Below are 21787 nucleotides of genomic sequence, written 5' to 3'. Positions count from 1 at the left end.
TGGCGCTTGTAGCGGATGTCTTGATTTCGCATCGCCACCAACTACGCTGACAACCCTCGGCCAGCAATGTGCAGGGCGTTAACGTGACAACACCGGCCATCGGGTTTCGGCCGGAAGTTGGCATCGCAAGGTGATGTGACGTAAGAATGGTCGCTCGTGACAGCTTTAAGGTCTATCGCTGGAACCCTTCCGCGCCGGTCCGGTTGCTCATTCAGCACCCAATCTCGATGCTTCGGGGGATCGCAGCGTGGCAGGCCCCAATGATGGAGAGTGATGTGAAATCTAACCGCGCCGAGGCAAACCCGGAGCCAGCCAAAGCGGACCGAGCTGCGTTGAAAGACGTCCCGCCCATCTTTGAGCCTGACACGACGTGCTGGCGGATCGCGCGCGCAGACAAGATGTGTCTGATCGTCGATGCGGCCGATTACTTTCGCATCTTGCGCCGGGTCTTTACCGCGGCGCGAAAAGAGCTTTTGCTCATTGGCTGGGATTTTGATTTCGAACTGGAAATGCTGCCGGGCGAGAGCGATGAGAACGGGCTGGCACCCGACGGGCTTCCGAACCAGCTGGGCGGTTTCATCGAGGCGGTGGTCGAGCAATCGCCCGATCTGAATGTCTATTTGCTGAAGTGGAACGGCGCGGTTCTTGCGGCGCCGGGCGCGGTTCTGCCTTCGCTGGCCTTGGCGACATTCGGCAGCGACCGTATCCATTTTGCGCTCGACGGACATCATCCGTTCGGGGCGTGCCATCACCAAAAGATCGTTGTGGCCGATGACAGCCTGGCCTTCTGCGGCGGTATCGACGCGACCGAGGACCGGTGGGACACATCGGATCACAAGCCGGATGATCCCAGACGAGTGCGCAAGGACGGCACGCTGTCGGGCCCCTGGCATGATGCGACCTCCGCGATGACCGGCCCCGCGGCATCGGCTCTGGCCGAGCTGTCGCGCATGCGCTGGTACCGCGCCACTGGCGAGGAACTGGCGCGCCCGGATCCTGCGGACCAGATGGCGTGGCCCGACACGCTGGAGGCGGATGCGACGGACATTCAGGTCGCAATCGCGCGCACCGAGCCGCCATATGATGGCGCGGCGCTGACGAACGAGGTCGAGGCGCTGTATCTGCGCTGTATCGAGGTGGCGACACAGGCGATCTACATCGAATCCCAATATTTCGCCGCCGAGAAGATTTGCGCAGCGCTGGAAAGGCGTCTGGCCGAGGAGGACGGTCCCGAAATCGTGGTGATCAACCCCGTCGAGGCCGAGTCGCAGCTGGAAGACGATGCGATGAACGTCTTGCGCGGCCGTATGATCGAGCGATTGAAAAAGGCTGGTAAAGGCGACCGTTTCCGCATCCATTATCCTGCAAACAGCGCGGGCGAGCCGATCTATGTCCACGCCAAGATCATGATCGTCGATGACCGTATCCTGCGTCTTGGATCCAGCAATCTGAACGACCGTTCCATGGGATTTGATACCGAGTGCGATGTGGCCATTGAGGGGCCGGGCGATCTGATTGACGGTTTCCGCACCCGCCTGTTGTCCGAACATCTGGATGTATCGCCTGAGGTCTTTGACGCGGCCTTGCAGGAAAAGGGCACACTCATCGCAGCGATTGAGAGCCTGAACGCGCCAGAGGGACGCGGCCTGCGCGACATCGTGCCGGGGGACGAGAATTGGAGAGGCAGCTTCCTTGCCGACACACGCCTGCTGGATCCGCGTTATTTGCCGGGGCAGTCAACCTCGACGGGGCAAGGCGTGCGGCCCAGGCATCTGGCATTCATGGCCGGTGCGGCGGCGTTGGCATATCTGGGGTGGAAGGCGTGGACCTTGCGCAAGGGCGGGGGCCCTCGACACTAACCGGGGTGCTGTGAGCCGGTCTGCGGGCAGGCGCAGCGTTGCCCGCCTTATCCGGCCTCTTCGACGACTTCTTCCTCGATATGTCCGCGCTGCGCCAGGATGCGGGCCACAATCAGACAGATCATCGCCCACGCCCCCCCGGCAAGCCAGCCTGCCGCGACATCGGTGGGCCAATGAACGCCCATGTAGATTCTGCTGATACCCACGCACAGCGTCAGAACGCTTGCCACGATCATGACGTAGAGCTTCAGGATGAATTTGGGCTGCACTCGGGCGATCAGAACGCCCAGCGTCAGGTACACGATCGCGGCCATCATGGAGTGGCCCGATGGAAAGCTGGCGGTATGAACGATCGACTCGTGGGGCACGAGGTCAGGTCGCGGGCGACCGAAGAAATCCTTGGCGAAACTGCTGATCAAGATGCCCCCACCAACGGTGATCATCATGTAGAGCGCCGAACTCCACCGGCGCAGCAGCAGAAAAAACAACGACATGTGAAGTGGTCCCACTTTTTCGGACAGGTTTGCAGCGTTTCTAAGGTGTATCGGGTTTAGGTTTCATGCTGCCTTTTGCTCTTCCAAGCCGGTCCAGTATGCGTCGTCAGGCGTTTGCCGATCAAGCGCGGAATGGGGCCGCTCTGCGTTGTAGAATGCCATCCAGTTCTTGATGACATGCCGGGCTTGGAAGCCGTCATTGATCTCTTCGAGATAGATCGCTTCCTGCTTCAGGGATCGCCACAATCGCTCGATGAAGATGTTGTCCAGATAGCGTCCGCGTCCATCCATTGAGATGCGCACGCCAGCCTCGGTCAGCGTTTTGATCCAGGCCGATCCCGTGAACTGTGATCCTTGGTCCGTATTCATGATCTCCGGTGTACCGTGTTTGGCAATGGCTTCATTCAAAGCGTCTATGCAAAAGTCTGCGTGCATCGTGTTGCTCAGTCTCCAACTCAGCATCTTGCGCGTAGCCCAATCCATGATCGCGACCAGATACAGGAAGCCGTTCTTGACCGGCACGAACGTGATATCAGCGCACCAGACCTGATTGGGGCGGTCGATCTGCATGCCTCGAAGCAGATACGGATAGACCGGGTGCTGCGGGTGCGGTTGGCTGGTTCGGGGGCGTTTGTAGATTGCCTCCAAGCCCATCTTCGCCATCAATCGCCTGACGCGATGACGCCCGACTACTGTGCCCTCTCTTCGTAGATAGGCAGCGATCTGACGACTGCCGAAGAACGGATATTTGGTGAAGACCCGGTCAATCTCTTTCATCATGGCCAGCGTATCCGCGTCGATCCCGACGGGCGTAGAATAAAACGCCGACCGCGATAGCCGCACCAGTTTGCACTGCTGGCTGATGCTCAGCTCAGGGTGATCCCGCTTGATCATGGAGCGTTTCTCTGCCGGGCTCACCGCTTCAGCCCTTCGGACAAAAAATCATTCTCGACGGCCAGCCTCCCAATCTTGGCATGCAGTTCTTTGACCTCCGCTTCCGTCGGGCCGCTCTGCTTGCCACCAGAAAACACATCAGCCGTCCCGTCGATAGCTTGCCGTTTCCATGTGCTGACCTGGTTCGGGTGCAACTGATGCTTTGCTGCGATCTCCTGCACGGTCTTATCGCCACGCAGCGCTTCCAACGCCACCTTGGCTTTAAACTTGTCTGTAAAGTTCCGGCGCTTCGCCATTCTCGTATCCCTTCAAAGTTTTGGGATACACCTTAGCCGACTGTCCGGTTTTCTGGGACCACTTCAATGATAAGCGTCGTGATCGTCAGGACCGCAACACCGCCGAGGGCCGTGATGTCGCGGCCCATCTCTTCCAGCCACCAAGGACCGATTGGATCGGACAGATCGCCCGGCGTGCGAAGCAGCAGCAGGACATCGCGGTCAAGGTCTCGGGTAGAGCCTTCGACAACCTCGTCGGTCAATTCGGCAAGCATCCAAACGGCACCGATACTGATACTCAAAAGGATCAGTGACGTCGCTTCGATATGACGGCGGCACCAGCCGATCATAAAAGGTAAGATTCCAGAATTCATATGGGTAAACCATTGGCCGGATCAGACAGTTCCATGTCCGCCGGGTGTGCCGGGCGACGGGCCTCTGCGCTATCGGCGCAGCAAGATCGGGCGCCCTGTGACGCTCTAGACCGCCGGACAGGATCGCGGTCCTGCCCGCCATGACCGGCGCAGGTTCGGCTATTTCCCGGCCGGATGTGGGAGGATCGCAGGGCCCTGCGGGTGACGGCCGCCGCCTGCGCCCCCCGGCTGCGCGCACGGCCTGTCGCGGAACGAATATCCCGCGTCTGCCGTTTCGAATGGGCATCCGAGCCGCCGGCGATTGTGCGGCCCTTTTCACGGGAGGTCCCATGTTTTTTGAGCCACCGCTACTCGACGCACTGGCCAAGGGCGCGCTGCTCAGCACCTTGGGGATTGCTTGGGTAATATTGCTGGTACGCGTCGTCGGGTTGCGGTCATTTTCGAAAATGACGAATTTCGATTTCGTGATGACCGTCGCAATGGGCTCTCTTCTGGCAGGTGCATCGCAGTCGGGCGGGTGGGCGCCGCTGGTTCAAACGCTGGCTGCCATGGCGGCGTTGTTTGGTGTTCAATATGCCGTATCGCGCCTGCGCTATGCATCCTCCCGGTTTGATGAGGTGGTGCAGAATACGCCCCTTCTCTTGATGAAGGACGGCGTCATCCTTCGGGATGCACTGCGGCAGACCCGCGTTACAGAGGACGATCTGATCGCCAAGCTGCGAGAGGCCAATGCGGGCGACATTTCCCGGATCCGGGCGGTCATCCTTGAGACGACGGGCAATATTTCGGTGATCCATGGCACCAGAATGGATGCTGTGCTGCTTCAAGGCGTCAGATTGGATGCGGCCGGGCCCGGAAGTGCCGAAAAGCCGGGATAAGGTGTTTGGCCCGGCTTTTTGCAAGGCGCGCGCCGTTCGCCTTGGATTACGGCAACGCCTATTCCTGCCCGCACTCATACAGCGACAGAACGTCCGCCTCGCCGATGCCGCCGACATGCTCGAAGGTCTCGCCCGCGGCCGCGAAATCTTCGATGCGCAGCCGTGGAAAGACAAAATACTTTGCCGCTACATTTTCCTGCCGTGCTGCAAAGACGACTTTGCGGATGCCCGCAAATCTCATCGCTGAAAGGCACATCTCGCAGGGCTGCAGGGTCGAGATTAGTGTGCAATCACTCAGATCCTCGCGGTCCTGTCGTTGTGACAGAGCGGCCAGGGCCACCATCTCGGCGTGCTTGGTCGGATCACTTGCAGCGTGGACAGTATTTTCTGCAATTTCGAGCACGCGGTTGCCCGAAACGATCGCTGCCGCGATGCCGGTTCTGCCCGAGGCGCGTGCCGCCTCCAATGCGCGCGCGATGGCATCCTGCAACGCCCGGCGTTCGGTGGGCGTGACGCGCTCGTCTGTCTGTTCGTTTCGCATACGGTCGCCAACCCTCCTTGTGCGGTCCTGTCCATGTGCGCGCGCGGCAGGCACGCTTGATCATACGCCTTCGTTTTTCAGCGCCATCAGCGCCGCCACGTGACAGGATAGATCACAGCGAGAGTGCAGGATATCTACGATGACGATCTCCTCGGGCTGGTCCCAGAAAACCACAAAATGCTCTCCTGCCCTGATGAACCGCAAGTCATCGGCCTGGTTCACAAGGGCGGCGCAACTGCGGCTGTGCGCCGCGCCGCTCAAAATGCCTTCACAGCGGTTGAGCAACTCTGCCTCGTAAAGCTTTGACTGGCGCGGCCCAAAAGTCTCGATCGTCCAGCGGGCGATCTCGACAAGGCTGGCTTCTGCGCGACGCGTCAGCCGAAAGGATCGGCTCATGAACGGGCGCGCGCAGTCGCAAAGGCCCGGCGGATCGCGTCTTTGCCGCTGCCCTCAGCAAGATCGCCCGCCTTGGCCTGCGCCAGACCTTCAAGCAGGCCTTTTCGGATCTCGGCAAGCTGTGCCTCCTCCTGCTCCAACAGTTTCAGACCAGCGCGCATTGCCTCACTTACGTTCTGAAAACGCCCGGATGCCACCAATGCCTGAACCAGATGGTCCTGGGTTTCCGTCAGGACAACGTTGCGGGTTACCATCGGCAAATCTCCTTTTTTGGCAATATATGCCAACAGCCGATTTCGGTCAACGGAGCCGGATATCGGCGCGCGACCTGCCCATGATGCGGCCTTTGGATGACCGCCTGACCGGCGGGGCAGGGGCCGCGCCTTACCGTTCGGACGAGAAATGCTTTTTGAGATAGCTGAGGATCTGCTCTTTGGTTTCCTCGTCAGGCTCGGACATGCCCTGATCCTCGACCATCCATGTCCACAGATAGTCCCAGCGGGCATCGGTCAGGTGCTGCTGGCGGATGATCGCGGTCGAGTGGCAGGCGATACATTGATAATAGGTCGCCTCGGCGCCGTCGCCCTTGGGTAGCATCCCCAGCTCGGGGTCGGGCGCGGCGGTCTGCCTGGCCTCGGCCTGAGGCGCGGCGGGGGGCGCGGCGGGGGTCAGGGGGTTGGCGGCGGGCGCCATCGGGTCATAGGCCTGCGCGGCACTGGCTGCGCAAAGCCCGAGCGCAAGGAGCGCCGCGCGCGGCGTGGCTGTAGTATAAGTCATTGAGCCCTCTCGGATAAGAGCGGGGCAGGGCGCATTGGCCCTGCCCCCGCATTGCGGTCAGGTGGCGATCAGGGCGATACGGTGCTGCATGTTGTTGCCGTAGCCGCGCGGGTTCCAGCCCGGCACAACGGGGGGCTGCATCACGCCGTTCATGTCGGTGGCGCGCGCCCAGACCTCGTAATATCCTGCCTCGGGCAGGGTCACATCGGCACGGAACCGCTGCCAGGCGAACTTGTTTTTCGCGGGGTCCAGATTGGCCTTGGTCCAAGTCTGGCCAAAGTCGATCGAAACGTCCACCGACTGGATATCGCCGCTGCCCGCCCAAGCGTGGCCCCGCACTTCCGTTGCCTGACCGGCGGCGGTCTCGGTGCCGGATCGGGGGTTGGTGATCAGCGATTTCACCGGCATTTCGGTCAGGACCACCATATCCTCCTCGGGCACTTCGGTGCCGGGGGCGACGGGGTAGGCGGGGACGCGGTAGGAATAGCCCGTCATTTTGGCGCCGTCATGCTCCTGGTCCCGAATCCAGATCCGGGTCAGGAATTTCTGCGAGGCCGAGCCGGGATAGCCGGGGATCACCACCCTCAGAGGGAAGCCATGTACCGCCGGAATCGGCTCTCCGTTCATTTCCCACGCGATCATGCTGCCCTCGGCCATGGCCTTGTCGATGGGCGCCCCGCGCGAAATTGCGTCCTTGTCCGGATCGCCCGAAAGATGCGGGTCGTTGCCGTAATGGGCGGTATAGACGGCGCTGTCCTTGACCCCCGCGGCATTCAGAACGTCGCTAAGGCGCACGCCGGTCCAGTCGGCGCAGGCCACCGCGCCGGTGGTCCACTGGTTGCCCGAGGCGCCCGGATTGAAATAGGCGCGCCCGTTGCCGCCGCATTCCAGCACAAGCCGCTGTGTCACGGTCTCGAACCGCTCTTTCAGCTCATCAAGGCTCAGCTCCAGCGGCGTGTCCACCTCGCCGTCGATGGTGAGAGTCCAGCCTTCGGCGTCCATGTCCAGAGCAGTCTCCGGCACCATGCCGTTGTTGCGGACGAAGAAATGCTCGTAAGGGGTGACGTCGGCATCCAGCAGATGCGCGGGCGTCTCCATGTTGAGCGGGCGATCGTTCATCAGGACAAGGCCGTCCTTGGCCGCCATGATCTCCTCGACGGTCGTTCCGCTTGCCTGGGCGAAGGCCGCCAGGCCGTCGCCATTGGGAATCGCCATTCCGGCGTAGGCGCCAAGCGCGGTCAGGCCGGTCGTCGCCAAAAATGCCCGGCGCGAGGGCTGTTCTGCGGCTTCGGTGACGGCTGCGCTGTCGGGCCGTGCCGTGTCGGTTACTGTCTTGTCGGTCATGTCAGCATCCTCCCATGGATAGCCATGAATGGTACAGCAACCCGGCTTTTTTTCCAAGCGTCTCGCGCTGGACGCACGGCGCCGCAAACACCGCGCCGCGCGCTTTTCCGCGTGGTGGGGCAGGCCTCTATGGGGCTTTAATGCCGCATCCGGACATAAGCTGCCCGAAGGATGGCAATGATCCCAAGCAGCACCATCACCGGTCCGAGCGCGGCCAGATCCGCGCGGGTATGGGCCAGCGCGCCCCCGATGGCGCCGCTGAACATGGCGGCCCATATTCCGGCGAACAGCAGGCATTTGCGCCCCGTATCCTCGCCCAATATCATCAGGGCCAGGTTCTGTCCCAGCTTGGTCAGGTTCCCGGTCAGATAGGTCAGGCCGACCGCATGACCGGCCACCCCCTGCATCGCCGTGTTCTGCATTCCCATCGCCGCCGCGAGCAGGCCCGCAAAGACCGCCTCGATCCCGTGGCGACCGTGCAGCACCAGCGCGGCGCAGAGCGTCAGCGCAACGACCGCCAGCACCAATGCGCCGCCATAGCCGCGCGCGCCGCGATAAATCAGCGTTCCGACAAAGGCACCCAGCACAAAGCACGCGATGACCACCGCCGGAAGGAGCATCAGAAGCGGATCCGCATGCCCGATATCGACCCCCAGACGGGTCGTGTTCCCGCTCATGAACGACACGAACAAACCACCGAAATGCAAGAAGCCCACCGCATCGATCCAGCCCGCGATCGCCGCAAGAAGGAACGCGAGGACAACTTCGGCCCAGGCGGGTTTGAGGCCGTGTCGCCGGATGGAATTGTCCTGTGAGTGCGGCATTTTACTGTCCTTGCTGAACGGCGATGGGGCGTCATAGCCTGCCGGTACGGGCCCGCGCAACAGAGCGTGCCTTGCTCTTTGCGCGGCAGGGCATAGGTCAAAAGGACTGCACGAATGACACCCCCCTGCCGGGGGACGATTTGCCGGGAGCCAGCCATGAGCCATGAGAGCAAAGACGCCATTATCATCGGATCGGGACATAACAGCCTGATTTGCGCCCTGTATCTGCTGCGCGCCGGGTGGTCGGTGCGCGTGCTGGAACAGGCAGGCAGCCCCGGCGGCGCCGTCAAGACGTCCGAGCTGACCAAGCCCGGCTTTCACCATGACTGGGCGGCGATGAACCTGTCGAATTTCCGCAACTCGGCCTTCTACGCCGATTTCGGCGAGGCGCTGGAGGTGCGCGGCGCCGAATTCGCCCATGCCGAGCATTGCTTTGCCTCTGTCTATGATGACGGCTCGTGGTTTGGCGTTGGCACTGATCGCGAGGCCAACCTGGCGCGCGTCAAGGCGCTGTCAGAGCAGGACACGAAGACCTGGCGCGCGCTCAGCGACGGGTTTGATGCGCGGGCGGGCGTCATCGGCGGGCTGATGGGCAGCCCGATGAAATGGACCGCGCTTGCGGGGCTGGGCTGGAGCGCGCTGCGCCAGTTCGGTTGGGGCGGCTCACTGGAATTGGCGCGGTTTTGCCTGTCATCGCCGCGCGATTGGCTGGGCCGCACCTTTGAAAGCGACAAGATCCGCGCCGCGCTGGCCCCGTGGGGGATGCATATCGACTACGCGCCGGACATCGCCTCGGGCGCGATCTTTCCCTATCTTGAGGCGTTCGGCGATCAGGCGGGCGGGATGTGGCTGGGCCGGGGCGGCTCGGGGACCATCATCGCTGCCATGGTGGCCGAGATCGAGGCGCAAGGCGGCACGGTGGAATGCAGCGCCGAGGTCACGCGCATCATCCATGAGGGCGGGCGCGCCCGCGGCGTCGAGTTGGCGGACGGGCGCAGCCTGGAGTCGGGCACGGTCATCGCCAACGTCGCACCCGGCGCTTTGGCACGGCTGACCGGCGGGACGGGCACCGCGCATTACGACGCAGGCCTGGCCGAGTTTCGCCATGCACCCGGCACTGTGATGATCCATCTGGCCGTCTCGGACCTGCCAGATTGGAGCGCGGGACCGGAGCTGCGCGAGTATGCCTATGTCACCATCGCGCCCACACTCGACGTCATGGCGCGCGCCTATCAACAGCCGCTGGCTGGCCTTCTGCCCGAAGAGCCGGTGGTCGTCGTCGGCCAGCCGACAGCCATCGACCCCAGCCGCGCGCCCGAGGGTCAGCATACGCTTTGGCTGCAAGTGCGCATGGTGCCGGGCGAGATCGCGGGGGATGCGGCGGGCGAGATTACGGCGACCGATTGGGACGGCGCCCTGGCGCCCTTTGCCGAGCGCGTGCTGGATCTGGTCGAGCGGCACGCGCCGGGTCTGCGGGGCAGGGTGCTGGGCATGCGCTGCGTCTCGCCGCTGGATCTGGAGGCGGACAATCCCAATCTTGTGGGCGGCGATCAGGTCTGCGGCAGTCACCACCTGTCGCAGAACGCGATCTTTCGCCCCGTGCGCGGCTATTCGGACGGCACGACGCCGATTGACGGGCTCTATCACACCGGCGCCGCCGTCTGGCCCGGCGCCAGCACGGGCGGCGGGCCCGGCACGCTTCTGGGCAAAATGCTGACCTGAGGCAGAGGGGCAGGGCGCCTCGCGCGCCCTGTCAGCCACGCTATGCGCATCTGCGGGCCGGGACCTGTTGACGAATGTTTTGCAAAAGGAATACGTCGCGTTCGGTTTGCGGAAACCTATCGGCAGGCTCCGTCAGCGAAGCCAATCCACCTGACCAACATCTCTGATACGGACCAGGCCTAGGACGAAAGACGCGCGAAGGTGCGGTGAGCGGACATTGCGGACCTTCAGGGCCGCATCAAATGCCGATAAACCAGCCATAGATGCAGGAGATGTGCTGCGAAAAACAAGCTAACCACTATTGCGACGATATGAGTTGCAGCCCCCGCGACAACGATAAAAGAGCCTGTGACGATAATTGCCAAGACTGGCGTGAATGTAAGTGCAGCGGTGCGAGGCGCTGACCATGTAGGCTTACCGTTCAACCCCCATTGCATTGGCAAACGCGCCGCTGTCGGAAATTTGTTCCCCGCAACTACAGAAGAGAAAATGATAGCCAAGATGACAGAGGCGCAGAATGCATAAATCATGGTGTTAGACCCGTTGATATCAAAGTTATTATGAACACTCCTTAGATTCTAACAAGGGTAGATCTGGGCTCTTTTCGTGCCTTCGCCGCGCCTCGTGCTGAAGAACGCTCCGCCTATCGAGATGCGATCAGGGTCGGAGGTCTGTCACGAAGGTCGGTTTGCATGTCGTCTGATAGCCTGCGGGTGCTGCCAAATCCGGTACATTCTGAGTGCTGCCTCCGCTTTTGCCGGATTGCTCGGCAAGGTTAACGTGGATCAATGAACGGCCTTTGCCGGTATGCGAGCCTGAAAGAGTCAATGGCCCCGATCTGAGGGCCGTTACCAATCCGAGGGGCTGCTCCTATGACCGTCTTTCTTCTGCCATTTGCATTCGTACTCTGGATCTGCGCCGATCTGCAGCTTCGCGGGGCGCGCGCGCCTGCTGCGCAGGCCATCCGCGCGCATCCGCTGCGTACCTAAACCCTCCGCAAGGCGTAGTGATTGACCATGGACAATTCCCTGATCCCTCTGGATGCCCTTCACTGGCTGGCTGCGGCGGCGCCGATCACCGTTCTGGCCATTTTGCTGGTGCAGCTGCGCTGGACGGCGCAGCAGGCGGGCATGGCGGGCACGATCTGGGCGCTGCCTCTGGTCCTGTTCGTGCTGATGATTGCCTATCACGGCGTGCGGCAAGGACGGGTGATCTATCTGGTAGATATGGCCCCGCATGATCGCCGTGCTGCCTATACGGCAGTTTCGAACACAGTAATAGGAGTAGCTTTGCTGGGATCGGGCCTTTTCGGCGCACTGGCTTCGTTGGCCGGGCCGCAGGTGACGCTGTTGATTTTTGCCGCGATGGCGCTTGCGTCGATCATGGTCACAAATAGTCTCCATGAGATCGGCGGAGAGTAGGTCGCGCCCCGCCCCGAGTTTCACTTGGAACCGACCTTGCCATCAACAGCGCAGATCGCCGTCTGCTTACCCATGCAATTATCGCATTAATCAAGGCTAACTTTGCCATGTTTTCGCAATTATCGCTGCGGTAACGTCTAGCATACGCTCAGGGGCATTGCTTTCCCTCTGTTGCATCCTGGAGGACGACTAGTGGCCAATATAGACATCGGCGATCTCAGCACGTTCCTGATCGTGGCCGAGGATCTGAGCTTCACCCGCGCGGCGGAGCGGCTCAACGTCGACCAATCCGCGCTCAGCCGCCGGGTGGCGGGGATTGAGGCGCGGATCGGCATGAAGCTGTTCGAGCGCACGACTCGGCAGGTTCGCCTCACTGGCGCGGGCGCGGCGCTGAAGCGCGAAGCGCCAAAGGTTCTGGCCCAGCTCGAGACGGCGCTCACGCGCGCGCGCCGCGCCGAGGAGGGCGCGGTGGGCGAAATTCGCATCGGCTACAACGACTTCGCCATTTCCGGTCCCTTGCCGCAGATTGTGCAGGCCTTCCGCAGCACCGTGCCGGATGTGCATGTTAGCATGGTCCGCTCGGGCACCGAGACGCAGATGGCGCGGCTCGCGGCGGGCGAGATCGATGTGGCGTTCGGGATCGGCCCGGTCAGCGATGCGCGCTTCGACGTGGCCTGCGTTTGGCGCGAGAGCCTTGTGGCCGTCATGGCCGAGACGCACCCGCTGGCCCGGCGCAAGGCGCTCAGCCTTGCCGAGACGGTGAGCGAGCCCCTGGTCATCGGCGATCGCAGCCGCTGGCAGGTCTACCGCAACGAATTGCGCCGGGTCTACGCGACCGTCGGCGCCTTTCCCGATATCGTGGCCGAGGGGCCGGACACATCCGTTGTCATGGGCCTCGTCGCCTCGGGGATCGGGATCACCATCTATCCCGAATGCGTCGAGAACGCGGCGCGCAGCGGGATCGTCCTGTGCCCGATCATCGACGCGGGCGCCAGCCTTCAGACCGACATGGCGTGGCAGTCGGGCGCGGACCCGGTGACCGACCGTTTCGCCGCCCTCGCGCAGGATTACGTGCGCCGCTGGCCGGATGGGCGCTACCGCGACAGCAACGTGACGCCTCTTGCGACCGCGCCGCGCAAGGGAGGGCGGTGATGCCCAAGGTGCTGATCCTGAAGCCGCTTCACGAGGCCGGGCTGTCGCTGCTGGCGGCACGCGAGGATATCGGGCTGATCCGCCTCGACGCGCCGACGCCCGAGGGGATCATGGAGCTGATTGGCGAGGCCGATGTCATCTGCATCAAGAACACGCCGCTGACCGACGACATGCTGGCCCGTGCCGAGCGTCTCCAGGCGATCTCGAAACACGGCGTCGGCCTCGACAACCTGCCGATGGAGGCGCTTTCGGCGCGGGGCATTCCCGTTGCCACTGTGGGCGATGCGAATGCCGGATCGGTGGCCGAGCATGCGCTGATGCTGATGCTGGCCCTCTCGCGACGCGTGATGCAGTACGACGCGCGGGCGCGCTCGGGTGGCTATATCAACGATCCGGAGTGGCCGACGCATGAGCTTTCGGGCAGGCGCCTTCTGCTGGTGGGGGTGGGTCGCATAGGCAGGCGCGTGGCGCGGCTGGCACAGGCCTTTGGCATGGAGGTTGCGGCCTTCGATCCGGTGGCCGATCAGGCGGCGCAGGCCGGGCAGGGCATCGTGTACGAGGCAGATCTGATGGCCGCGCTGGAGCGCGCCGATATCGTCTCGCTCCATTGCCCGCTGACGCCCGAGACGGACAAGCTGATGGATGCCGCGCGGCTGGCGGCGATGAGGCCGGGCGCCTTCCTGATCAACACCGCGCGGGGCGAGCTGATCGACGAGGCTGCGCTTATGGCCGCCTTGCCGGATGCCGGAGGCACCTTGGGCGGCGCAGGCCTCGACGTTTTCGCCATAGAGCCGCCGCAGCCCGAAAATCCGCTTTTCGCCAGCCCCTATATCATCGCCAGCCCGCATTCCGCCGCGCTGACTGTCGAGACGGGTCTGCGCATGGCGCGCATCACTGCCGAGAACGCGCTGGCCGCGCTCGATGGCACATTGCAGCCGCATCTGATCGCCAATCTCGAGGATATATCATGACCGTCACATCCGACCATCTGGCGGCGCTGGCGCGTTTCGACACGCCGACGATCTGCAACGCGCTCGAACTGATCGACCCGGCGACGCGGCTGGAAGGATATACCACCCAGACGATGATCGCGGCGCCCGACGGGGCGAGCTTGCCCGAGGGCGCGCGCGCCATTTGCGGGCGCGCCAAGACTGCGCGCATCGCTGCCCGCGCGCCGCATGGGCGCGGCCCCGAGGAGAATAATGCCCTCAAGATCGGCTATTACGAATATGTCGCGAATTGCGATCTGCCCACGATCCTCGTGGTCGAGGACACGGATACCGACCCCATCGGTGCCTTCTGGGGCGAGGTGCATTCCGCGCTTCATCGGTCCCTGGGCGCGGTCGGCGCGGTCACGAATGGCGTCGTGCGCGATCTGGGCGATCTCGACCCGCGTTTCCTGATCATCGCGGGCAAGGTCGCGCCCAGCCATGCACATGTTCACTGGCTGGATTACGGCGCGGGCGCCTCGGTCTTCGGCATGCGCGTCGAGGATGGCCAGATTATCCACGCCGACCGCCACGGCGCTGTCGTGATCCCCGAAAGTGCCGCGCCCGTTCTGGAGGCAGCCGCGCTGAAGGTGCAGGCGCGCGAGGCGCCGCTCTTGGCGCTGGCCCAGGCCGAGCGGGCCGATCTGGGTGCGCTCCGGGCGCTCATCACCGGAAAATCGCAAGAGGAGGCGGCGGAATGACCGAGCGCTACAACGAGAGCCTGAAATTGGACGAGGTGCGCGCCGCCGCCACGCCCGAGGCGCTGGCGATGCTGGAGGATGCGCTGGTCTGGGACATGACGCTGCCTTGGACGCCGGACTATGTCGAAACGGACCGCATCCTGCCGCGCTTCGCGGCGGCGGGCGTGGACCTCATTTCGCTGACCGTCATGGGGCCGGAAAAAAACCTCGCCGAAACCATCGCCCATTTCGCCCGCGTGGGCCGGGCCATCGAGGCGCGCAGTGAGACGATGGTCCGCTGCCGCAGCGTGGCCGATATCCGCGCGGCCAAGGCGGCCGGCAAGCTGGGGCTGATCTACAACCTTCAGGAAACCAAGCATTTCGACGACGATCTGGGGATGGTCGGCCTCTTCTACGAATTGGGCGTGCGCCATGCGCTCTTGGCCTATAACGCGCGCAACCGCGTCGGTGACGGCTGCTCGGAACGAAACGACAGCGGCCTGTCGAACTGGGGTGTGGCCGTGGTAGAGGAGATGAACCGCGTCGGGATGCTGGTCGATGGCACGCATTCGGGCGTCACCACCACGATGGACGCGATGGATGTGGCGACCTCACCCTTCATCTTCTCGCATTGCAACGCCTATGGCGTGGTGCCGCACTACCGCAACATCCGCGACGAACAGATCGTGAAATGCGCGGCCACCGGCGGCGTGATCGGCGTCAATGGCCTCGGCGAATTCCTCGACGATCCCAAGGCGTCCTCGCAGTCGATCTTCAAGCATCTTGACTACATGGCGCAGCTTGTAGGCCCGCGGCATCTGGGCCTCGGCCTCGATTTCGTCCTCGACGTGGGCGGGTTCTGGGATTGGGTCGAGAAATTCCCGCATATGTGGCCCGAAAGCCCGCCGGTGCAGCGCCGCCGGGCCGGTTTTGCCCAGCCCGAGCAGGTGCTGGAGCTCATCGACCTCATGCTGGCAGCCGGCTGGTCGGACGAGGATGTGCGCGGCGTTCTGGGCGAGAATTTCGCCCGCGTCTGCGAGGAAGTTTGGAAATGAGCCACCCGCTCCTGGATATCGCGGGTCTCAGCATCCGGTATCCGGGCGACGCGCTGCAGGGCGTGGCGGATCATATGGCCGTGCGCGAGGCGAGTCTGACAATCGAGCGCGGCCAGATCGTGAGCGTGGTGGGCGAAAGCGGGGCGGGGAAATCCACGATCGCCGCTGCCGTCATGCGCCTGATCGACGCGCCGGGGCGGATCGAGACGGGGCGGATCATGCTCGATGGCACCGACCTTGCCCAGTTGCCCGAGGCGCGGATGCGCGGCCTGCGCGGGCGGCGGATCGGGGCGATCTTCCAGGATCCGCTATCGTCGCTGAACCCGGTGCTGACCATCGGCCAGCAGATGATCCCCGCCATCATGCACGCGGCCGAGATCGGCAAATCCGCCGCCCGCGCCAAGGCCATAGAACTGCTGAAGCAGGTCGCCATCCCAGAGCCGGAAACGCGCCTGCGCCAGTATCCGCACCAGCTCTCGGGCGGGCAGCGCCAGCGTATCGTGATCGCCATCGCCATTTCGGGCGAGCCTGATTTGCTGATCGCGGACGAGCCGACGACGGCGCTCGACGTCTCGGTCCAATCCGAAGTCCTGCAGGTGATCGAGCGACTGGCGCGCGAGCGTCAGATCGGCGTGTTGCTGATCACGCATGACATGGCCGTGGTGGCCGAGATCGCCGACCGCGTCGTCGTGATGCAGCATGGCCGCGTCGTCGAGGCGGGGGCCAAGGCCAATGTGCTCTTTGACCCGCAGGAAAGCTATACCAAGGCGCTGATCGCTTCGGTGCCACGCTCGGATACGCGAATGGAGCGGTTCGCCCATGACGCGCCCGAGGCCGGGAGCGATACGATTGCCTCGGTGCAGAACGTCGGCGTCGTCTTCGAGGGGCCGCGCCGCCTGCGCGCCGCCGCGCGGCGCGAGGTGCATGCGCTGTCGGATATCAGCCTCAGCATTGCGCGCGGCGAGAGCCTCGGGATCGTGGGCGAGAGCGGCTCGGGCAAATCGACGCTGGCGCGTGTCATCTGCGGGCTTCAACCCGTCACGCGCGGGCGCGTCACCTATGAGGGGCGCGACATCACCCGGCTGGCGGTCACACCCGCCATGCGCAGCGAAGTTTTGCAGATGCAGATGGTGTTTCAGGATCCCTTCGCCTCGCTCAACCCGCGCCAACGCGTGCTGGCCGCGCTGGTCGAACCGCAGATGGTCACCGGCAAGGCCGAAAGCCGCGCGGCGGCCAGGGACCGCGGCATAAATGCGCTGGAGCTGGTGGGCCTCAGTGAGGCCGATGGCGCAAAATACCCGCATGAATTTTCCGGTGGCCAGCGCCAGCGCATTTCCATTGCCCGCGCGCTGGTGCTCGATCCCGATTTCCTGATCTGCGACGAGCCGACCTCGGCGCTGGACGTGTCGGTTCAGGCGCAGGTTCTGGACCTCCTCGGAGACTTGCGCAGCCGCCTCAACCTCACGCTTCTCTTCGTCAGTCACGACCTCGCCGTCGTGCGCCAGCTTTGCGACCGGATCGCCGTGATGCAGCAGGGCCAGATACGCGAGATCGGCGAGACGGAGGCGATCTTCGACGCCCCGCAGCACCCTTATACCCAACATCTTTTGGCGACCTCGCCGAAATTCGCGCCCGGCGCGACGCTGGCGCGGGAGGCGCCGGCGCATGTTTGACACAGCAACCGCAACAGGGAGAAGACCAATGACAAGACTATCAAACCTTCTGGCCAGCACCGCACTTGCGGCGACCGCTCTCGCCGCACCGCTGGCCGCCGAGACGGTCGTCGGCATTTCCGTCAGCCCGTCCTCGATGGACCCGCAACTGGGCGCGCTCGGCTCGGACGAGGCGTATTACCGCCACATTTACGATCCGCTGATCCTGTCGAACGCCGACCTTCAGCCGTCCCCGGCGCTGATCACGGAATGGACCGTGATCGACGACACCACATGGGAGATGAAGCTGCGCGAGGGCGTCAAATTCCACGACGGCAGCGATTTCGACGCACAGGACGTGATCGCGACGCTGGAGCGTCTGCCGAATGTGCCCGGTTCCGACGGGCTCAACGCCGAGAAGATGTCGGCCATCAAGGAAGTCGAGGTTCTGAACCCGCATCTCATCCGCTTGCATACCGAAGTGCCGACGCCGGACCTTCTGACGCTGCTCTATACCGCGTTCGTCATCTCGGACGAGCTGCCCGAGGACGTGACGACAGACATGTTCAACAGCGGCGAGGCGGCCATCGGCACTGGCCCCTATCAGTTTGTCGGCTGGGATCGCGGGCAGGCGCTGCGCCTCAAGGGCAATCCCGACTATTGGGATGGCGCGCCTGCCGCCGACGAGGTCACGATGCGTGAAATGCCGGATGATTCCGCACGTGTTGCAGCGCTTCTGGCTGGCGATGTGGACATCATCGACGGCGTGCCGCCGCTCGATGTGAGCCGCCTCAAAGAGAATGACGAGATCTCGATCGTCAGCGGCCCCTCGGCGCGCACCATTTTCCTGCAGTTCAACACCGTGCCCGAGCAGGCGCCGATGCTGACCGCCAAGGATGGCAGCGCGCTCGACACGAACCCGCTGCGCGACGTCAAGGTGCGCGAGGCGATCTCGCTGGCCGTCAACCAGCCCCTCATCATCGAGCGGATCATGGAAGGGCTGGCCACGCCGATCAATCAGCCTGTGCCTTCAGGCTTCATGGGCACCGACGACACGCTCGGCCCGGTGGAATACGACCCCGAGCGCGCCAAGGCCCTGCTCGCCGAAGCAGGCTACGAGGACGGCTTTGCCATGACGCTTGGCTGCCCCAATGACCGCTATGTCAATGATGCCAAGATCTGTCAGGCGGTCGGCCAGATGCTGGGCGCGGTGGGCATCGACCTGACCGTCGATACCATGCCCAAATCCGTCTATTTCGAGCGGATGCGCGCGGGCGAGTTCCCTTTCTTCATGCTGGGCTGGGGCAACGCGCAGGGCAACAGCGGCTCGATGCTGCGCTCGGTTCTGGTGACCAAGGACGCCGAGGCGGGCTTTGGCAGCTGGAATGGCGGCTTCAGCTATCCCGAAGGAGATGAACAGCTGAAGATGGCCGAGCAGCTGATGGATCTGGAGGAGCGCGACGCCGAGCTGGCCAAGGCCACGCGCATGTTCATGGACCAGCACGCGCTGATCCCGCTTCATGCGCAAAATGTGATCGTCGCGCTGCGCGGGGACATGGGCTATTCCACCATGCCCGACGAGGCGTTCCGCGCCCATAACATCACGAAGTAAATCAAGGGCGGGCGCGGGCATGACCACATATCTCATCAAACGACTGATCGAGGCATTGGTCGCGCTTGCGCTCGTCTCGCTGCTGGTCTTCGTCGGCATCTATGCCATCGGCGACCCGGTGAACCTGCTTTTGTCCTCGGACGCCGGTCCTGTCGCCGAGGCGGCGCTCCGCGCGCAGCTGGGGCTGGACCGGTCCTTGCCCGAGCAATATCTCGCGTTCCTCGGCAATGCGCTGCGCGGCGATCTGGGCGTATCCTTCTATTTCCGCGAGCCGGCCATTGAGGTGATCTTCGAGCGTCTGCCCGCCACGCTGGAACTCGCCGCAGTGGCCATGATGTTCGCCATTCTCATCGGCATCCCACTGGGCCTGATTGCGGGGATGAACCCCGGCACCATGCTGGACCGGGGGATCGTCACCGGCTCGATCATGGGCTTCTCGCTGCCCACCTTCCTCGTCGGTCTGCTGCTCATCATGGTCTTCGCTGTCTGGCTGGGCTGGCTGCCCTCGGGCGGACGGGGCGACGTCGGCAGCTTTCTCGGCGTCCGGTCCAGTCTCTTCACCGCCGATGGGTGGAGCCATGTCCTGATGCCGGCGCTGAACCTGTCGATCTTTCCCATGGCCTTCCTCATCCGCCTGACCCGCTCGGGCATGCGCGAGGCGATGAGCCTCGATTTCGTGCGTTTCGCCCGCGCGCAGGGGTTCAGCCGGGGCAGGGTGGTGCGCCTCCATGTGCTGAAATACATCTCAATCCCCATCGTCACGATGATCGGACTGCAATTCGGCATTCTCATCGCCTTCGCCGTTGTGACCGAGTCGATCTTTGCCTGGCCGGGTATGGGGCGGCTGATCATCAACGCGATCAACCAGCTCGATCGCCCGCTGATCGTGGCCTACATGCTGGTCACTTCGGTCCTGTTCATCGCCATCAACCTGATCGTCGATCTGGTCTATGGATGGCTCGATCCGAGGGCACAGTTGAAATGAGCACTGCAACTCTCCCCCGCTGGGCGCCGATGCGCCGTTTCATCAAGGGCGCGCCACTAGCGACCATCGGCCTAATCGTTCTGATCCTCTTGATCCTTGCCGCGATCTTTGCGCCATGGCTGGCGATCCACGATCCCTATGACCTCTCGACCTTCTCGATCCTCGATGCGCGTCTCGCGCCCGGCGAGGCGTCGTTCTCGGGCAGCGCGCCGCCGCTGGGCACGGACGATCAGGGGCGCGATCTTTATAGTGCGATCCTTTATGGTTTGCGCATCAGCCTGATGGTGGCCGCAGTGTCCGGCTTTTTCGCCTTCGTGATCGGCACCGCGCTGGGGCTGCTCGCCGGCTATTACGGCGGCTGGACCGACCGCATCGTGATGCGTGTCGTCGATATCCAGCTGTCGATCCCCGCGATCCTGGTAGCGCTGGTGCTGCTTGCCATCCTTGGCCGCGCGGTCGAGAATACGATCATCGCGCTGGTCACTGTCCAGTGGGTCTATTTCGCCCGCACCGTGCGCGCCTCGGTACTATCGGAGCGGCACAAAGAGTATGTGCAGGCGGGTCGCCTCATGGGCTATTCCAGCACGCGGCTGCTGCTACGCCATATCCTGCCCAATTGCATGGGACCACTTTCAGTCGTGGCGACGATCGAGTTCGCGCATGCCATCACGCTCGAGGCGACGCTGTCCTTCCTCGGCGTCGGTCTGCCCATCACCGAACCGAGCCTCGGGCGCCTCGTCTCGAACGGGTTTTCCTACCTTCTGAATGGCGAGTGGTGGATCTCGCTCCTGCCGGGCTGTGCGCTCCTCATACTGATCTTCTCGATCAATCTCGTCGGGGATCGCCTACGGGATGCATCGGGGCCGCGACATGGTTTTGCCTAGCGTCGTTGACGCACATCACCACATTTGGGCACCCGATACGGACCCCGAGGGCGTCGGCTGGGTCTGGCTGAAAAAATCGGGGCGCCGCCAGTTTGGCGATCCGGCGCCCATCCAGCGGGATTATCTCTTGCCCGAGTTTTTGAACGAGGCGGCGCCGGATCGCGTTGCGGGGTCGGTGCATGTTCAGGTCGATAACAGCCTGTCCGACCCGGTAGCCGAGACGCGGTTCATACAAAAAATAAGCGACAGCGCGTGCTTTCCCATCATGATTGTCGGGTTCGTCAATCTAGCCGCGCCGGAGCTGGATGACCTACTCGATCGGCACATGGCCTATTCGAACTTTCGAGGCATCCGCCAGATTATCGCGCGGCAGGAGGATCGACCCGAGATCAGCTTTGCCCCGCGTGACTACCTTCGCGACCTTGGGTGGCGGGCGGGATTTGCCAGCTTGGGCGCCCGAGGGCTCAGCTTCGATTTGCAGCTTTACCCGGAGCAGATGCAGGCGGCGGCCGAGTTTCTGGCCGGTCATCCCGAAGTGCCGGTGGCCATCGACCACCTTGGTAGTCCGTATGACCTGAGTGCGGCGGGCGCCGCGCGCTGGCGACGCGGGATGGCGGCACTGGCGGCGCTCGATCATGTTCATGTAAAACTGTCGGGATATGCCATGTATTTTGGCACTGACATGGGTCAGGGTGCCCGCGATCTGACAGCCGAGATCATTGACCTCTTCGGCGCGAACCGCACCATGTTCGGAAGCAACTTCCCGGTGGACAAGCTACATCTGCTTTACCGCGATGCGTTTGAGCTGATCGCCGATGTCGCGCCGGATGATCTGCCGCAGATCCTCGGCGGCACCGCGCGGCGCTTCTACCGCTTCTAGCCCGCCGTCCAGCCCCCATTGACCGGAGGATGCATGCAGGTGATCAGCGGCGCCAATAGAGTTTTTATCTCGTCGTATCTAACGATCGGCACATCTATG

The 21787-nt window shown here is 63.3% G+C and carries 22 protein-coding genes; 13 read left to right on the top strand and 9 right to left on the bottom strand.

What is annotated here, in order from left to right; genetic code table 11:
- The first annotated feature begins 275 nt into the window (after nucleotides 1-275).
- Nucleotides 276-1859 carry a phospholipase D-like domain-containing protein gene (locus BW975_RS17330; RefSeq protein ID WP_244512630.1) on the top strand — a complete coding sequence of 528 codons (1584 nt, stop codon included), beginning with the start codon at nucleotides 276-278 and terminating at the stop codon, nucleotides 1857-1859.
- A 47-nt stretch (nucleotides 1860-1906) separates the two neighbouring features.
- On the opposite strand, the gene BW975_RS17325 is transcribed toward BW975_RS17330, so the two are convergent.
- From BW975_RS17325 to BW975_RS17310, 3 genes are all read right to left on the bottom strand, one after another.
- Nucleotides 1907-2353 (bottom strand): phosphatase PAP2 family protein, encoded by a 447-nt coding sequence (locus tag BW975_RS17325; protein WP_076535593.1) that lies wholly within the window; start codon nucleotides 2351-2353, stop codon nucleotides 1907-1909.
- A gap of 63 nt (nucleotides 2354-2416) precedes the next feature.
- Nucleotides 2417-3543, bottom strand: a protein-coding gene (locus BW975_RS17320) for an IS3 family transposase (RefSeq protein WP_212634903.1) whose coding sequence is annotated in 2 segments (ribosomal slippage) — nucleotides 2417-3273 and nucleotides 3273-3543 — 1128 coding nt in all. Because the reading frame shifts where the segments join, the coding sequence is not laid out codon by codon here.
- A 32-nt stretch (nucleotides 3544-3575) separates the two neighbouring features.
- Nucleotides 3576-3896, bottom strand: a complete 321-nt coding sequence (locus BW975_RS17310; protein WP_175610732.1) for a hypothetical protein — start codon at nucleotides 3894-3896, stop codon at nucleotides 3576-3578.
- A 329-nt stretch (nucleotides 3897-4225) separates the two neighbouring features.
- On the opposite strand from BW975_RS17310, the gene BW975_RS17305 reads away from it, so the two are divergent.
- On the top strand, nucleotides 4226-4774 hold the full coding sequence (locus tag BW975_RS17305) for a DUF421 domain-containing protein (RefSeq protein ID WP_076535589.1): 549 nt from the start codon (nucleotides 4226-4228) through the stop codon (nucleotides 4772-4774).
- A gap of 58 nt (nucleotides 4775-4832) precedes the next feature.
- On the opposite strand, the gene BW975_RS17300 is transcribed toward BW975_RS17305, so the two are convergent.
- The 6 genes from BW975_RS17300 to BW975_RS17275 form a co-directional block, all read right to left on the bottom strand.
- Nucleotides 4833-5315, bottom strand: coding sequence for a nucleoside deaminase (locus BW975_RS17300; protein WP_076535588.1), 483 nt, complete (start codon nucleotides 5313-5315; stop codon nucleotides 4833-4835).
- Nucleotides 5316-5375: 60 nt separating this feature from the next.
- Nucleotides 5376-5711 (bottom strand): type II toxin-antitoxin system RelE/ParE family toxin, encoded by a 336-nt coding sequence (locus BW975_RS17295; protein ID WP_076535587.1) that lies wholly within the window; start codon nucleotides 5709-5711, stop codon nucleotides 5376-5378.
- Nucleotides 5708-5965: a type II toxin-antitoxin system ParD family antitoxin gene (locus BW975_RS17290; protein WP_076535586.1), complete on the bottom strand. Its 258-nt coding sequence runs from the start codon at nucleotides 5963-5965 to the stop codon at nucleotides 5708-5710. The genes BW975_RS17295 and BW975_RS17290 overlap by 4 nt, the downstream gene beginning before the upstream one ends.
- 130 nt (nucleotides 5966-6095) lie before the next feature.
- Nucleotides 6096-6488, bottom strand: a complete 393-nt coding sequence (locus BW975_RS17285; RefSeq protein WP_076535585.1) for a cytochrome C-552 — start codon at nucleotides 6486-6488, stop codon at nucleotides 6096-6098.
- Between the two features lie 57 nt (nucleotides 6489-6545).
- Nucleotides 6546-7832, bottom strand: coding sequence for a sulfite oxidase (locus tag BW975_RS17280; RefSeq protein ID WP_076535584.1), 1287 nt, complete (start codon nucleotides 7830-7832; stop codon nucleotides 6546-6548).
- Nucleotides 7833-7969: 137 nt separating this feature from the next.
- Nucleotides 7970-8656, bottom strand: a complete 687-nt coding sequence (locus BW975_RS17275; protein WP_170846625.1) for a YoaK family protein — start codon at nucleotides 8654-8656, stop codon at nucleotides 7970-7972.
- 156 nt (nucleotides 8657-8812) lie between these two features.
- Here BW975_RS17275 and BW975_RS17270 point away from each other — a divergent pair, with 156 nt between their 5' ends.
- From BW975_RS17270 to BW975_RS17220, 11 genes are all read left to right on the top strand, one after another.
- Entirely contained in the window at nucleotides 8813-10378 is a 1566-nt protein-coding gene (locus BW975_RS17270) for a phytoene desaturase family protein (RefSeq protein WP_076535583.1), read from the top strand.
- A 1016-nt stretch (nucleotides 10379-11394) separates the two neighbouring features.
- Nucleotides 11395-11799 carry a hypothetical protein gene (locus BW975_RS17265; RefSeq protein ID WP_076535582.1) on the top strand — a complete coding sequence of 135 codons (405 nt, stop codon included), beginning with the start codon at nucleotides 11395-11397 and terminating at the stop codon, nucleotides 11797-11799.
- A 192-nt stretch (nucleotides 11800-11991) separates the two neighbouring features.
- Nucleotides 11992-12951 carry a LysR family transcriptional regulator gene (locus BW975_RS17260; protein WP_076535581.1) on the top strand — a complete coding sequence of 320 codons (960 nt, stop codon included), beginning with the start codon at nucleotides 11992-11994 and terminating at the stop codon, nucleotides 12949-12951.
- Nucleotides 12951-13922 carry an NAD(P)-dependent oxidoreductase gene (locus tag BW975_RS17255; RefSeq protein ID WP_076535580.1) on the top strand — a complete coding sequence of 324 codons (972 nt, stop codon included), beginning with the start codon at nucleotides 12951-12953 and terminating at the stop codon, nucleotides 13920-13922. The genes BW975_RS17260 and BW975_RS17255 overlap by 1 nt, the downstream gene beginning before the upstream one ends.
- Nucleotides 13919-14641, top strand: a complete 723-nt coding sequence (locus tag BW975_RS17250) for an RraA family protein (protein ID WP_076535579.1) — start codon at nucleotides 13919-13921, stop codon at nucleotides 14639-14641. The genes BW975_RS17255 and BW975_RS17250 overlap by 4 nt, the downstream gene beginning before the upstream one ends.
- A complete protein-coding gene (locus BW975_RS17245; protein WP_083687181.1) occupies nucleotides 14638-15675 on the top strand; it encodes a dipeptidase in 1038 nt (345 codons plus the stop codon). Before BW975_RS17250 ends, BW975_RS17245 begins: the two co-directional genes overlap by 4 nt.
- Nucleotides 15672-17348 (top strand): dipeptide ABC transporter ATP-binding protein, encoded by a 1677-nt coding sequence (locus BW975_RS17240; protein WP_076535578.1) that lies wholly within the window; start codon nucleotides 15672-15674, stop codon nucleotides 17346-17348. Before BW975_RS17245 ends, BW975_RS17240 begins: the two co-directional genes overlap by 4 nt.
- Before the next feature lie 28 nt (nucleotides 17349-17376).
- The gene (locus BW975_RS17235) at nucleotides 17377-18939 is read left to right on the top strand and encodes an ABC transporter substrate-binding protein (RefSeq protein WP_076535577.1); all 1563 of its coding nucleotides are present in this window, start codon (nucleotides 17377-17379) and stop codon (nucleotides 18937-18939) included.
- A gap of 19 nt (nucleotides 18940-18958) precedes the next feature.
- The gene (locus BW975_RS17230; protein WP_076535576.1) at nucleotides 18959-19924 is read left to right on the top strand and encodes an ABC transporter permease; all 966 of its coding nucleotides are present in this window, start codon (nucleotides 18959-18961) and stop codon (nucleotides 19922-19924) included.
- Entirely contained in the window at nucleotides 19921-20808 is an 888-nt protein-coding gene (locus BW975_RS17225; RefSeq protein WP_076535575.1) for an ABC transporter permease, read from the top strand. The genes BW975_RS17230 and BW975_RS17225 overlap by 4 nt, the downstream gene beginning before the upstream one ends.
- Entirely contained in the window at nucleotides 20795-21688 is an 894-nt protein-coding gene (locus tag BW975_RS17220; protein ID WP_076535574.1) for an amidohydrolase family protein, read from the top strand. Before BW975_RS17225 ends, BW975_RS17220 begins: the two co-directional genes overlap by 14 nt.
- Nucleotides 21689-21787 lie beyond the last annotated feature (99 nt).

Origin of the sequence: Roseovarius nanhaiticus (assembly GCF_900156535.1) — a bacterium.
Taxonomy (GTDB): Bacteria; Pseudomonadota; Alphaproteobacteria; order Rhodobacterales; family Rhodobacteraceae; genus Roseovarius; species Roseovarius nanhaiticus.
This window is presented reverse-complemented; position numbering and strand designations above follow the sequence as displayed.